Source organism: Variovorax durovernensis, from assembly GCF_977011995.1.
This window is the reverse complement of the sequence record NZ_CDRNCW010000001.1, coordinates 6,324,801-6,337,431: the sequence shown is the minus strand read 5'-3', so window position 1 is coordinate 6,337,431 and position 12,631 is coordinate 6,324,801. Positions and strand designations below refer to the sequence as shown.

The following is a 12,631-nucleotide window of genomic DNA, read 5'->3' as shown; positions in this document are numbered from 1 at the left end:
AATCCCAGCGGAAGCTGACTTGCCCGCCCTGCACCCTGCTCAGGGCGAACTCGCTGTGAAGGTGACGACGCCGGAGTAAGTGCCGGCGGTGCGGCTGGCCGAGTTGGCGTACTGGAAGGTCCAGGTCGCATTGCGCACGGTGACGAGGCCGGTGGTGTCGGTGGGAGCCACGTTCACGGTGGCGCCGCTGCCCGTGGCAGGAATCACCGGGGCGGGCAGGTTGCCGTCGCTCGAGCTGATCGTGATTTCCGACATCGGGATGGTGCTCGAGCCGGTCGTGAGCGGCGTGGTCACTGTGGCGTGCAGGCCGATCCGTCCGGCGTTGCTGCGCACCTCGACCGGCAGCACGTTGCCGCTCGGCGTCACGCCCAGCGTGGGCGCGGCGCCGCTCCAGTTGACCGGCTTGTTGTTGCCGGCCGTCGGCGTGGTGGGGCCGCCGGGAATCGTCGGCGCCACCGTGAAGCTCACGCTGCTCGTGGTGCCGCCCGGCGAGGGCCAGGCGCCGTCGCCGATGCGAAAGAAGATGAACTTGTCGATCGCGAGGGTGAAGTTCAGCGCCACGGTGCCTGTTGTCAGCGGCACGTTGGCACTCGGGCCCGCCGTGCTGGAGGCGGCGAGCACGGCCATCGGCGCGGTGGCGGCCGCCGCCAGCAGGCAGGCCGCGGCAAGCGCACCGTGCTCGCACAGGCCGCCGCCGTGTTTCATTTCAGCTCCACGTCCACCTTGAAGCTGCCTTTCTCCCAGTCCAGCGCACCGCTTGCCTTCACCGGGTAGACGGGCTGCGGTGCGGATGTTCCGCCGTCGCCCTTGGGCACCAGCGCCAGCGTGCGGGTCTGGCCCGGCAGGATCGGCGTGCCTTCTGGCACCAGCTCGAACGTGCGGCCCTTGCTGTCGGTGGCGTCCAGGCTGCCTTCGAGCCGGCCGTGAGCGTCGCCGGTGTTGGCAACGGTGATCAGCGAGCGCCGGGCGCCGGAGGCCTCGCCACTGGCGATCTGCCGGATCTCGAGCTTGGGCTCGGCGCCATTGAGCAGCACGTACACCGCCACCGCGATGCGACCGGTGACCGGCAAATTCAGGCTCGCGCCGCCGCCGCGGATGACGGTCTGCTGCGCGGGCTCCGTGCCTTCGATGGCGATCATGAAGCGGCACTCGCCGCGCGGTGCGTCGGCCGGCGGATCGACCTGGAAGCGGAACGACTTCTTGCTGCGCGCCGGCACCGAGACGATGCGCCGCTCGAGCATCACCCAGGGCCGGCAACTGCCCGGCAGCAGCTCGTCGTGATAGCCGATGTTGCCCTCGGGCGAATAGCTCCAGTCGATGGTGCGTATCGCCACCTCGGTCGGGGCCGATGCCAGGTTGTGGATGTCGAGCGACTGCCCGACGCGGGTGCCGCCCTTGGCCGCGAGCTCGAAGCGCGAAGGCGTGACGGCGATCTCGAATGGCGCGGCTGCTGCGTGCTGCTGCGCAGCAACGAGGAGCGCGAGCACGGCTGCGGCGCGCAGCAGCCGGCATCGGCGAGGAAAGGGGATGGCGTCGTTCATGGCAATGTCTCGATCTCGAAGGTCGACTCGAAGCTCAGCGCCGCGCCCGTGGGCAGGCGCAGTTCGCGCGGGTCCACGCGCAGCGTCAGGTCGAAGGTTTCGTTCATCCACGGCGTCTTCACGACGCCGTTCCACACCTGCACCCGGTCGCCGGGGCGGCCCGAACCGCTCGCGAACGCGCCGCTGCCGCGCCAGTCGACCCGCAGGCCGGCCGGCGAGCGCAGCCCCACGACGGCCGGCGGAATCACGTAGAAGATGCGCGCGCGCCGCCCGGTGTAGGGCGCCGTGGCCAGCCGGTATTCGACGCGCCCGAAGGGCAGCACCAGCAGGTTGCCGTCCATGCCCTGGGCGCTGCTGAAATCGCCGCGCACCTGCGCGCGCGGCGAGGCCGAGTCGTCCAGCCGCGCCACCTGCGCCCAGGCGGCCACGGCCGCGCCGAGGCACGCAGCGCAGGCCGCCATTCGCAGGTACTGGCGCCGCGTGCTCATTCCATCGACGCCGTGAAGCGCACGGTGCCCATGTAGGTGCCGCCGGGGTAGACGGTGTCGTTGGCGTAGGTGAACTGCAGCGTCGTGGACGACAGCTGCCGCGACTGGTAGGTCCAGGTGCCGATGCCCAGCACGCACGGCAGGCCCAGCAGGCCGGTGCAGAAGGAGGCGTTGGCGTTGTAGCTGGCGATCGTCTGGTTGGCCGTGCCGTCGAAGCTGCCGCTCTGGATGTCGCCCGACGCGGCGTTGTCGTTGCCCGAGGCGGTCCAGCTGACCTTGCTGAAGGGAATGGTGATCGAGCCGCAGCCGGACCACTGGCAGACCAGTCCCGAGGACGAATCCACGCGCAGCGTCACGGGGCGCGCGGTGGTGTTGCTGGCGGTGATCGGCCGCACCGGCGTGACCCACACCGTGATCGGCTGCGAGCCGGTCACCGCCGTGGGCGTGAGCCCGGCGTTGGGGCCGGTGACGCTGAAGGCCACGGTGTCGACCGTGGTGCCGGGCGAGCCCACGCGCAGCACGAGTCCGTAAGTGCTGCCGGTGTCCGTCACGATGGTGATGACGGCGCGCGCCGGCGCCGCAGCGCACGCCAGCGCCAATGCCGCCGCGCCCGCGACTGCGGGGGCGCGCATCAGATGCCCTGCGCTGTGTACGTGATGGTGTTGGTATAGACGCCCGCAACCCATAAGCCGGGCGTGCCGCCCAGCGTATAGGCCCAGGTGCTGGTGGCCACCACGTTGGAGCCGAACGAGGTCGATGCGCAGGCGCCGAGGTTGGCGCCCGGATGCGGCAGGTTGCCGACCGCCGCCACCGAGAAGTCTCCGTTGGCCGGGCCGCCGGTGGCGCTCCAGGTGCCCAGGGCGCAGTTGATGGTGCCCGCGCCCGCGTTGGTCCACGCGTACACCGTGAGCGTGCTGCCCGCCGTGCTGGTGGTAACCGTGGGTGCGGTGCCGTTCCAGTCGACCTGGGTGTTGTTGACGCCGGCCAGCGGCGTGGTGGGGGTGGCGCCGGGAATGCTGAGGGCGGAGGTCCAGGCCACCGTGTCCACCGTGGCGTTGGTCGAGCCCACGCGCAGCAGGATGAGCTTGGGCACCGTCACGCTGAGGTTGACCTTGGCCTGCGCGGTGATCGTGCCCGTGCCGGAGCCGTACTGGCTCTCCGCCAGGGCGCCACCGCCCGGCAGGGCCAGGGCGAGCGCGGCCAGCGATGCGGCCAGCGGGCGGGGGGCGAATTTTCTTCGGCTCATGGTGTCTCCTTTTGTTGAACGCAGGTGGGAACAAATCGGACGAAAGCGCTGCTGATTCATTGATTCATTCATTCGGCCACCTTGACCACGGGGATCTCGGTGGTGGCCTGGCCACGCAGTGGCACGTCGACGCTCACGCCGCTGTCGCTCCTGGCGCCCCACGGCAGGGGCACGCTCTCGAGCGTGAGCGTCAGCTGGTGGCGGCCGGTCGTGACCAGCGGAAACTCGAAGCGGCCGTCTCGGTCGGTGATGGCGCGGTATCGGCCGTCGAGCAGCACCTCGACGCCTGCCACGCCGCCTTCGCCGGGCTGCTGCACGCCGTCGCGGTTGGCATCGAAGAACACCTGCCCCGACACGCTTCCGCCGCCCGCGCCGCCGCCGCGCACCCCGGCCGCCTGGTAGGCCGTGCCGGCGCTGCCCTCCCAGCGCAGGTAGATATAGGCGGACTTCTCTTGACTACGATAGAGATTGGTACCGGAGAACGTGGTCGGTACCAGCGCGGCGCGCGCCTGGTTGAAGCTGGCCGCGAAACCCAGGCGCCAGCCCGGCGCGAGCTCCTTCTCGGCGGTGAGCGTGCCCGACAGGCCGCGGCTGGTGTAGAGGCCGCCGCTTTGCGAGGTGTAGCGCAGGTTGCCGCCCAACTGCAGGCCGCCGTCCATCCAGTAGCGGAACTGCACGCCGGCCGTCGGGTAGTTGCGCGCGGTGCCGCCGCTGCGGTCGCGCGCATAGCCGAGGGTGGTGGTGAACTCGGGCCGCTTCGTCTCGAAGCGCCCGCCGATCCAGTCCTGCTCCCACTGAAGCTCCTGGCCGGTGGCGGCCGGCTCGTTGCGCACGAGCAGATCGTTGCGCCGCACCGTCAGCGTGAAGCGGCTGCGCGGCCAGTCGAAGAAGCGCGTTTGATAGAAGGCGTTGCCGTAGAGGCTGCGCGCATCGGACGCGGCCACGGCGCTGCTGGCTGCGGGGTCCGTGGCCTTGTCGTAGCGCGTGCGGTACACGTTCAGGCTGCCGCCGGCCGAAGTGTCGCGGTCGAACAGGTACTGGAAGTTGCCGTTCGCACCCATCCGAGAATAGCCCGCGAGGTGGTAGTTGGGGTCGGCCTGGGTGCGCTCATGGTCCAGGCCCGCGCCCCAGCTCATGCGGCTCGTGCTGCGGTCCACGCGCCAGTAGGCGCCGCCCGTGCCGGTGGAAAGCGCGTAGTCGCCGAAATGCAGGTTCGGCCGCGCCGTGTACACGCCGAACTCGTGCCGGTAGAGCCCGGCACGCGCGCTCGCCTCGAGAAACAGGCCCTGCGAGCCGCCCGTCGCCACGCCCGCCGTGGGCGAACTCACGCTGCTGCCCACCAGCGTGGCGCGCGCCTTGAAGTCGCCGTCACGCACCACCTCGCGGCCGTAGCCCAGCGAGGCGGCCCAGCTCGTGACGTCCTTGCGGCCGAAGCCCTGCGCCGTGAGCGGGTCAAGGTAGTAGGCCGGCACGTCGCGCGCCTGGTCGAGCTGCAGTGCCGTGAACCAGGAATCGCCCAGCCGCTGCGTGAACCCGAGCCAGCCCAGCGTGCCCTGGCTCTTCTCGAAGCCCGGGTAGGGGCCGCCCGCCATGTTGCCGCGCTGGCCGAAGCCGGCGCGCACGTCCAGGTCGGAATTGAAGATGCGCATCGAGGCGCCGCGCACCGTCGTCGAGCCCAGCGAGAGCCGGTAGTTGCGGCCCAGGCCGTCGGTCAGTTCGCTGTAGATGTCGCCTATGGCGCTGTCGGCAAAGGTCTGCGTGGTGACAGGGAAGCCCAGGTTGCGCAGCGTGAAGCGTCCGCTGGTGGGTTCGCGCGCATAGCCCAGCGCGCCGATGCCGCCGCCGCCCACGAGGCTGTCGCCGCTGAGGTGGCGGCCGTCGGCCTGCAGCACGAACTCGCCGTAGTTCAGCGTCTCGCGGCGGTATTCGAAGCGCTGGCCGAACTCGGCCGCGCGCTGGCTGCCGTAGCCGGAGGCCGATGCGGAACCGAAGCCGATGCGGCTTTCCACCAGCCATGCGCGAAAGCCCTGCGGCTGCTCTGCCTCGGCTGCCGTGCCGCCGCCGGTGGTATCCGCGTCGGTGTCCGCCGTCATGAAGCGGTCTTCGTAGGCCTTGGGGGCGGAAGCCGCGAGCGCTTTCAGCCGCGCCTGCTCCGCCTGGGCGCGGTCCATGGACTGGATGCGCGCGTCAGCTGCCACGGTCGCGCCGGGTAAAGGAGGTGACTGGCCATGCGCCGGCTGCAGGCAGAACACGGCGGTCGTGCATCCCAGCCATGCGCGCGCGGTGATCTGGAGCAGGGGCGCCCCGGCTGGATTGGCCATGGTCCGCGGAGTCACTCGAATCATCAAACGACATCCTGTTTCCCGATGCATTGATGCCCTGTTCAGATCGGAACCTAGGATATTTCAGAAATGTTATCTGCGGTAACCTTTTGTGTTTCAGGAGGCGTCGTGCGCTTACATGGAAGCCATTTGTTTTGCTAAAAATGTGAAGTGCTTCACGCAAAAGGCCCATGCTGTTGATAAAGAACACGAATGCCTTACCTGAGAAAGTCGGCACGCCGTCACCTTGTGGCCGCCGTGCCGACTTAGAATTTTTTTGACTCGATATTTCTCTTTCCATGGCTGATTCCTCCAACACCAAACTCCCGTTCCAGGCTGAAGTCGCGCAACTGCTGCACCTCGTCACGCATGCGCTTTATTCGAACAAGGAAATCTTCCTGCGCGAGCTGATCTCGAACGCTTCCGACGCGTGCGACAAGCTGCGCTTCGAGGCGCTCGACCACCCCGAGCTGTACGAAGGCCAGTCCGATCTCGACGTGCGCCTCTCCTTCGACAAGGCCGCGCGCACCATCACCATCACCGACAAGGGCATCGGCCTGTCGCGCCAGGAAGCCATCGACAACCTCGGCACCATCGCCAAGAGCGGCACCAAGGACTTCATGAGCAAGCTCAGCGGAGACCAGAAGGCCGACGCACAGCTCATCGGCCAGTTCGGCGTGGGCTTCTACTCGGGCTTCATCGTGGCCGACAAGATCACGGTCGAATCGCGCCGCGCCGGCCTGCCGGCCGACCAGGGCGTGCGCTGGGTCAGCGGCGGCGCCGGCGACTTCGAGGTGGCCGACATCACCCGCCCCGAGCGCGGGACCAGCATCACGCTGCACCTGCGCGACGACGCCGACGAATACCTCAACGCCTGGAAGCTCAAGCAGATCGTCGGCAAGTACTCCGACCACATCTCCCTGCCCATCCTCATGGAAAAGGAAGAGTGGAAGGAAGGCGAGAACGACCAGCCCGGCGACATGGTGAAGACCGGCGAATGGGAAACCGTCAACAAGGCCAACGCCCTGTGGAGCCGCCCCAAGAAGGACATCACCCCCGAGCAGTACGAGGAGTTCTACAAGAGCATCAGCCACGACTACGAGGCCCCGCTCGCCTGGAGCCACAACCGCGTGGAAGGCAGCACCGAATACACGCAGCTGCTCTACATCCCGGCCAAGGCCCCGTTCGACCTGTGGAACCGCGACAAGAGCGCGGGCGTCAAGCTGTACGTCAAGCGCGTCTTCATCATGGACGACGCCGAGGCGCTGCTGCCCAGCTACCTGCGCTTCGTGAAGGGCGTGATCGACTCGGCCGACCTGCCGCTGAACGTGAGCCGCGAGCTGCTGCAGGAAAGCCGCGACGTGAAGGCGATCCGCGAAGGCAGCACCAAGCGCGTGCTCGGCATGCTCGAAGACCTGGCGAAGAAGCAGAAGACCGGCCCCGAGAGCACTGAAGGCCGGATCGACGTGGGCTCGGGCGAATCGGTGCCGGCCCCCGAGCCGACCGAAGCCGTGACGGACGTGGTCGACAAGAACGCGCCCACCGCCGCCGAAGCCGCCGCGAGCGCGGCCGACGAATCGGGCAAGTACGCCAAGTTCTACGCCGAGTTCGGCGCGGTGCTGAAAGAAGGCCTGGGCGAGGACTTCGGCAACCGCGAGCGCATCGCCAAGCTGCTGCGCTATGCCTCCACCACCACCGATACGGTGAGCGTGAGCTTCGCGGACTACAAGGCCCGCATGAAGGAAGGCCAGGACGCGATCTACTACATCACGGCCGACACCCTGGCCGCCGCCAAGAACAGCCCGCAGCTCGAAGTCTTCAAGAAGAAGGGCATCGAGGTGCTGCTGATGACCGACCGCGTCGACGAGTGGGCGCTGAACTACCTCAACGAGTTCGACGGCACCCCGCTGCAGAGCGTGGCCAAGGGCGCGGTCGACCTCGGCAAGCTGCAGGACGAAGCCGAGAAGAAGGCCGCCGAGGAAGCCGCCGAGTCGTTCAAGCCGCTGCTCGAAAAGCTCAAGGAAGCGCTCAAGGACAAGGCCGAAGACGTTCGCGTGACCACGCGCCTCGTCGATTCGCCCGCCTGCCTCGTGGTGCAGGACGGCGGCATGAGCACGCAGCTCGCGCGCATGCTCAAGCAGGCCGGCCAGCCAGCGCCCGAGCTGAAGCCGGTGCTCGAGGTGAACGCCGAGCATCCGCTGGTGAAGAAGCTCGAAGGCTCGGCGCACTTCGACGACCTCGCGAACATCCTGTTCGACCAGGCGCTGCTGGCCGAAGGCGGCCTGCCCGCCGATCCGGCGGCCTATGTGAAGCGCGTCAACGCGCTGCTGGTGTGACCGGCCGGCCGCGCACCGTCCGGACAACAGCCGCCGCGGTTCCCGCGGCGCTGCTGCTGCTCCTCATGGTGGGCGGCTGCTCGCACTACCGCGTCGGCATTCCGCTGGCGCCGGGGCTCTCGCTGGGGCTCGGCGCCACCAAGGACGGCAACTTCTCGGTGGGGCTCAACACCGGCTTCGGCCCGCTCGGCGCGGGCTTGGCCGTGAACAACGGCGGGCAGATATCGGGCACGGCTGGCGCCGGTATCGGCGTGGGGCCGGTGGCCACGGGGGTCGGCAAGGGCGCGGTGCTCTACGACCCGAAGGCCGCGCCTGCAGCACCTGCCGCAGCCGCGTCGACCGTGGCCCCGGCCGCCGTCACCGTGACGGCTGCGCCGGGAACACCCGCTCCCGTCCTGTATTCGACGCCCGCGGCGCCTTTCACGCCGATCGCGCCCGTGGCCCAGGCTGCCGCCGCTCCGACGGCTCCCGCCAGGGCGCCTCTCTTCAAGATCACGCGCCCGCCGCCGGAGCCTCCGGCGCCCGCGGTGAACGTGAGCTACCGCACGCCGGCCGTTGCGGCCGCAGCGGCCTCGGCCCGCGAGGCCGGCACGCCGGGCAATCCCGTCGCGCCTTGATGGTCGCGTCTTTTCAATCATCCGCGCCGCGGACCGGCGCGAGGGTGCCCCGATGAGTCTCAGCACAGAAGCCGTCCTGGCGCTCGCCCCCGACGATGCGTCGGCCAAGGCCGCCAAGGGTTTGCTCGCACCGGCCAAGTGGCCCACGCTCGCGTTCTCCGACACCGCCGTGTGGGGCGAATGCCAGGGCAGCGGCAGCAAGCCGTACCAGACGCAGGTCGATCTCACGGGCCCGGTGTTCCGTTGCTCGTGCCCGAGCCGCAAGTTTCCTTGCAAGCACGGCCTGGCGCTGATGCTGCTGCGCGCGCAGAACGAAGCCAGCTTCACCCAGGGCGACCCGCCGCCGTGGGTGGCCGAGTGGCTCGCCTCGCGCCGCGAAAAGGCCGAGAAGAAAGAAGCCCGCGCCGCCGAACCGCCGGCAGCGCCCGACCCGGCGGCTGCCGCCAAGCGCGACGCGCAACGCTGGAAGCGCATCGAGGCCGGCGCGCAGGAGCTGGCGCGCTGGCTCGACGACCAGACGCAGCGCGGCCTGGCATCGCTTGGCAGCGAGCAGCAGCAAGCCTGGAGCGCGATGGCCGCGCGCATGGTCGATGCGCAGGCGCCGGGGCTCGGCCAGCGCATCACGCAGGCGGCCGAGCTCATCGGCGTGGGTGAAGGCTGGCCCGCGCGGCTGCTCGACCGGCTCGGGCGGCTGCAGCTGATCGTCGATGCGGTGCCGCGCCGCGAATCGCTGTCGCCCGCCACGCTGGCCGATTTGCGCACCGCGCTCGGCTGGCCGCAGGACCGCGAGGCGCTGCTCGCCGAAGGCGAACGCGTCAGCGACCACTGGCTGGTGCTGGGCCAGTGCATCGACGAGCGCGACACCAGACTGGTCGAGCGCCACGTGTGGCTGCAAGGTCGCGCGAGCGGACGCCGCGCGCTGCTGCTCGACTATGCCCACGGCGGACGCGGCTTCGAGACCGGCTGGGTCAGCGGCACCGAACGCGCGGCAATGCTGTGCTTTTATCCGGGCCATGCTTCGCAGCGCGCGCTGGTGGCCGAGTTGCCGTCCGACGCGCCCGCCACCGCCGTCCCCGCCGATGGCGCGCCCGACGAATGGCAGCGCATGGCGCAGCAGATCGCCGCCAATCCCTGGCAGCCGCTGCTGCCGATGGTGTGGGCGGACGCCGTGCCCAGCCGCGACGGCGACCGTTGGTGGCTGCGCCTCGGCGGCGCGCCGCAGGCGCTGCCGATGCAGATCACGGCGCAGGAGGCGTGGCAGCTGCTGGCGCATTCGGGCGGTGCGCCGCTGCGGGTGTTCGGCGAGTGGGACGGCGAGCAGTTCGCGCCGCTCACCGCATGGCCGATGAGTGCGGCGGCCGGCAGTGCGCCGGTCTGGACGCTGACGGGAGTGCGGGTATGAGCGCAGCGCCTTGCCGCCCCAAGCAAGCTCGCACCGCAGTGCGAAGCACGGAGGTCATCGAATGAGCCAATGGAACCAACTGCTGCAGGCCGCGCTGGTCGGCACCTCGCGCCAGCCCGTGCCGCCGGCCGAAGGCATGGCGGGCGAATTCGCCGGGCTGCTGCAAGCGCTGCAAGGCGGCGAGGCGCAAGGCCAGTTGCTTCGCATGGCGGGCGCCGTCGCGGTCGGGCGCCGCGCGGGCTTCGTCGCGCCGAGCCTGTCGCCGTCCGACGCGCCTGTCGCCGCCAACGACGAACGCCCCGAACTCAAGGAACCCGCGCTGCAGGCCGCCATCGCCGATGCCTTGTCGACCGGCCCGCTGCGCCTGCAGCATGAAGGCCTGGCCGCGCTCGCGGCCGCCGGCCTGCGCCTGCCGCACAGCCTGCTGCCCCTGGCGCTCGACGCCGGCCGCCGCGCCATCGACCTGCGGCCCGCCGTGGCCCCCGCGCTCGGCGAACGCGGCCTATGGCTCGCCGCGCGCAACGACGACTGGCGCTATGCCGTCGGCGCCAGCGAACAGGCCGACGTGCAGACACGCTGGGACGAAGGCAGCCTCGACCAACGCGTCGCGGTGCTGCGCGAACAGCGCCAGGGCGACCCGGCTGGCGCGCGGGAACGCCTTGCCGCCGAGCTGCAGCAGCTGCCCGCCAAGGACCGCGCTGCGCTGCTCGGCGCGCTCGCCGAAAACCTCGGCCCCGACGACGAGGCACTGATCGACGCCCAGCTCAAGGACCGCGCCCGCGACGTCCGCCAGGCCGCCGTCGAACTGCTGCAGCGCCTGCCGCAGAGCGCGCATGCGCAGCGCATCGCCGCCTTCCTCGAACCGCTGCTGAAGCAGGACGGCGTCACATGGCGCATCGACGCCCCCGAAGCCGCCGACGCGCGCTGGAAAGACGACGCCATCGACCCCGTGCGCCCCACGCACGACAGCCTCGGCGAGCGCGCATGGTGGCTCTACCAGCTCGTGCGCCAGGCGCCGCTGTCTTGGTGGACCGCACGCACCGGCATGACGCCGGCAGCCTTGCTCGACTGGGCCGCCGCCGGCGACTGGAAAGACGCGCTGCTGCGCGGCTGGAACGACGCCGTCATCGCCGCCCCCGACCACGACTGGTGCGACGCCATGCTCGATCGTCCGCGCGCCCAGCGCGCCTGGATCGGCCAGCTGCTCGCGCTGCTGCCGCGCGCGCGGCGCGAGCGCCACTGGCTCGCGGAACTCGGCACCGAAGGCAACGGCGCGCAGGAAGTCGTGGGCTTCGCCGACCAGGCCTGCGCGCCCGGCGAAACCCCGTCGGCCGAGCTGTCCGCCAGGCTCGCCGCCGCGCTGCGCCTGCGCGTGGAGCGTGGCAGCCTGGCCAACGACTACATGCTGCGCCAGGTGCTCACCAGCGCCGCCGCGCTGCTGCATCCCTCGGCGCTGAATGCGCTGGCCGACCTGCCGCGCGCCGCCGACGAAACACCCGGTACCGCCAACGCACTGGCCGAGACCGCGCGCATCGTGCGCGCGCGCCGGCTGTTCCTCACCCTTTCATCTACTTCTTCTTCATCCCAAGGCCGTCCATGAGCAATGTCCTGCGCCAGCATGCCGAACAGCAATTCGCCGAAGAACTCGATGCACTCCAGAAGGTCGACGACCGCCAGCGTCCGGCCAACTGGAAGCTCTCGCCCTGGGCGGTGCTCACCTACCTGATGGGCGGCAAGCTCGCCAGCGGCTTCGAGGTCAGCCCCAAGTACATCGGCAATCCGCGGCTGATGGAAATCGCGGTCTCCACGCTCGCGACCGACCGCGCGCTGCTGCTGTACGGCGTGCCGGGCACCGCCAAGTCGTGGGTGTCCGAGCACCTGGCCGCCGCCGTGAGCGGCGACTCCACCATGCTGATCCAGGGCACCGCCGGCACCAGCGAAGAGCAGCTGCGCTACGGCTGGAACTACGCCGAGCTGCTGGCCCACGGCCCGTCCGACAAGGCGCTGGTGCCCAGCCCGCTGGTGCACGCCATGCGCCTGGGCAAGATCGCGCGCGTCGAGGAGCTCACCCGCATCCCGGCCGACGTGCAGGACACGCTGATCACCGTGCTGTCGGAAAAGACGCTGCCCATTCCCGAACTCGGCAGCGAGGTGCAGGCGGTGCGCGGCTTCTCGGTCATTGCCACCGCCAACAACCGCGACAAGGGCGTGAACGAGCTGTCGAGCGCGCTCAAGCGCCGCTTCAACACCGTGGTGCTGCCGGTACCGTCGAGCGAGGCAGAGGAAGTCCAGATCGTGGTCAAGCGCGTGGGCGAACTGGGCCGCGCGCTCGCGCTGCCGGCCGAGCCGCCCGCGCTGCAGGAAGTGCGCCGCGTGGTGCAGATCTTCCGCGAGTTGCGCAACGGCCAGACCGAGGACGGCAAGACGCGCATCAAGTCGCCCAGCTCCACGCTCTCCACCGCCGAGGCCATCTCCGTCATCAACAGCGGCATGGCGCTGGCCGGCCACTTCGGCGACGGCGTGCTGCGCTCGGCCGACGTGGCTTCGGGCCTGATCGGCGCGGTCATCAAGGACCCGGTGCAGGACCACGTGGTGTGGAAGGAATACCTGGAGACCGTGGTGAAGGAACGCAGCGACTGGAAGGACCTGTACCGCGCCTGCCGCGAGCAGCTGTGAGCGC

The 12,631-nt window shown here is 70.0% G+C and carries 11 protein-coding genes; 5 read left to right on the top strand and 6 right to left on the bottom strand.

Features of this window, described 5'->3' with window-relative positions; all coding sequences use genetic code 11:
* Nucleotides 1-39 precede the first annotated feature (39 nt).
* The 6 genes from ACWV14_RS30050 to ACWV14_RS30025 all read right to left on the bottom strand — a co-directional run bounded on the left by ACWV14_RS30050 (nucleotide 40) and on the right by ACWV14_RS30025 (nucleotide 5,596).
* The gene (locus tag ACWV14_RS30050) at nucleotides 40-705 is read right to left on the bottom strand and encodes a hypothetical protein (RefSeq protein WP_454905427.1); all 666 of its coding nucleotides are present in this window, start codon (nucleotides 703-705) and stop codon (nucleotides 40-42) included.
* Nucleotides 702-1,541 (bottom strand): COG1470 family protein, encoded by an 840-nt coding sequence (locus tag ACWV14_RS30045; RefSeq protein WP_454905425.1) that lies wholly within the window; start codon nucleotides 1,539-1,541, stop codon nucleotides 702-704. The genes ACWV14_RS30050 and ACWV14_RS30045 overlap by 4 nt, the downstream gene beginning before the upstream one ends.
* Nucleotides 1,538-2,029 (bottom strand): hypothetical protein, encoded by a 492-nt coding sequence (locus ACWV14_RS30040; RefSeq protein ID WP_454905423.1) that lies wholly within the window; start codon nucleotides 2,027-2,029, stop codon nucleotides 1,538-1,540. The genes ACWV14_RS30045 and ACWV14_RS30040 overlap by 4 nt, the downstream gene beginning before the upstream one ends.
* Nucleotides 2,026-2,661: a hypothetical protein gene (locus ACWV14_RS30035; protein WP_454905421.1), complete on the bottom strand. Its 636-nt coding sequence runs from the start codon at nucleotides 2,659-2,661 to the stop codon at nucleotides 2,026-2,028. The genes ACWV14_RS30040 and ACWV14_RS30035 overlap by 4 nt, the downstream gene beginning before the upstream one ends.
* Nucleotides 2,661-3,275, bottom strand: a complete 615-nt coding sequence (locus ACWV14_RS30030; RefSeq protein ID WP_454905419.1) for a hypothetical protein — start codon at nucleotides 3,273-3,275, stop codon at nucleotides 2,661-2,663. Before ACWV14_RS30030 ends, ACWV14_RS30035 begins: the two co-directional genes overlap by 1 nt.
* A 68-nt stretch (nucleotides 3,276-3,343) precedes the next feature.
* Entirely contained in the window at nucleotides 3,344-5,596 is a 2,253-nt protein-coding gene (locus ACWV14_RS30025) for an SdrD B-like domain-containing protein (protein ID WP_454905418.1), read from the bottom strand.
* Nucleotides 5,597-5,895: 299 nt separating this feature from the next.
* Between ACWV14_RS30025 and htpG the strand changes: the two genes are divergently transcribed.
* The 5 genes from htpG (at nucleotide 5,896) to ACWV14_RS30000 (ending at nucleotide 12,627) form a co-directional block, all read left to right on the top strand.
* Nucleotides 5,896-7,932 carry a molecular chaperone HtpG gene (htpG, locus tag ACWV14_RS30020; protein WP_454905417.1) on the top strand — a complete coding sequence of 679 codons (2,037 nt, stop codon included), beginning with the start codon at nucleotides 5,896-5,898 and terminating at the stop codon, nucleotides 7,930-7,932.
* Nucleotides 7,929-8,549: a hypothetical protein gene (locus ACWV14_RS30015; protein ID WP_454905416.1), complete on the top strand. Its 621-nt coding sequence runs from the start codon at nucleotides 7,929-7,931 to the stop codon at nucleotides 8,547-8,549. Before htpG ends, ACWV14_RS30015 begins: the two co-directional genes overlap by 4 nt.
* 52 nt (nucleotides 8,550-8,601) lie before the next feature.
* Nucleotides 8,602-9,951, top strand: a complete 1,350-nt coding sequence (locus ACWV14_RS30010) for an SWIM zinc finger family protein (RefSeq protein ID WP_454905414.1) — start codon at nucleotides 8,602-8,604, stop codon at nucleotides 9,949-9,951.
* Between the two features lie 61 nt (nucleotides 9,952-10,012).
* On the top strand, nucleotides 10,013-11,551 hold the full coding sequence (locus tag ACWV14_RS30005; protein ID WP_454905412.1) for a DUF5691 domain-containing protein: 1,539 nt from the start codon (nucleotides 10,013-10,015) through the stop codon (nucleotides 11,549-11,551).
* Nucleotides 11,548-12,627, top strand: a complete 1,080-nt coding sequence (locus ACWV14_RS30000) for an ATP-binding protein (RefSeq protein WP_422084624.1) — start codon at nucleotides 11,548-11,550, stop codon at nucleotides 12,625-12,627. The genes ACWV14_RS30005 and ACWV14_RS30000 overlap by 4 nt, the downstream gene beginning before the upstream one ends.
* Nucleotides 12,628-12,631: the final 4 nt, after the last annotated feature.

Coding starts and splice junctions, on each gene's coding strand:
- ACWV14_RS30050 (WP_454905427.1), bottom strand. CDS start 705: ATGAAACACGGCGGCGGCCTGTGCGAGCACGGTGCGCTTGCCGCGGCC.
- ACWV14_RS30045 (WP_454905425.1), bottom strand. CDS start 1,541: ATGAACGACGCCATCCCCTTTCCTCGCCGATGCCGGCTGCTGCGCGCC.
- ACWV14_RS30040 (WP_454905423.1), bottom strand. CDS start 2,029: ATGAGCACGCGGCGCCAGTACCTGCGAATGGCGGCCTGCGCTGCGTGC.
- ACWV14_RS30035 (WP_454905421.1), bottom strand. CDS start 2,661: ATGCGCGCCCCCGCAGTCGCGGGCGCGGCGGCATTGGCGCTGGCGTGC.
- ACWV14_RS30030 (WP_454905419.1), bottom strand. CDS start 3,275: ATGAGCCGAAGAAAATTCGCCCCCCGCCCGCTGGCCGCATCGCTGGCC.
- ACWV14_RS30025 (WP_454905418.1), bottom strand. CDS start 5,596: ATGGCCAATCCAGCCGGGGCGCCCCTGCTCCAGATCACCGCGCGCGCA.
- htpG (WP_454905417.1), top strand. CDS start 5,896: ATGGCTGATTCCTCCAACACCAAACTCCCGTTCCAGGCTGAAGTCGCG.
- ACWV14_RS30010 (WP_454905414.1), top strand. CDS start 8,602: ATGAGTCTCAGCACAGAAGCCGTCCTGGCGCTCGCCCCCGACGATGCG.
- ACWV14_RS30005 (WP_454905412.1), top strand. CDS start 10,013: ATGAGCCAATGGAACCAACTGCTGCAGGCCGCGCTGGTCGGCACCTCG.
- ACWV14_RS30000 (WP_422084624.1), top strand. CDS start 11,548: ATGAGCAATGTCCTGCGCCAGCATGCCGAACAGCAATTCGCCGAAGAA.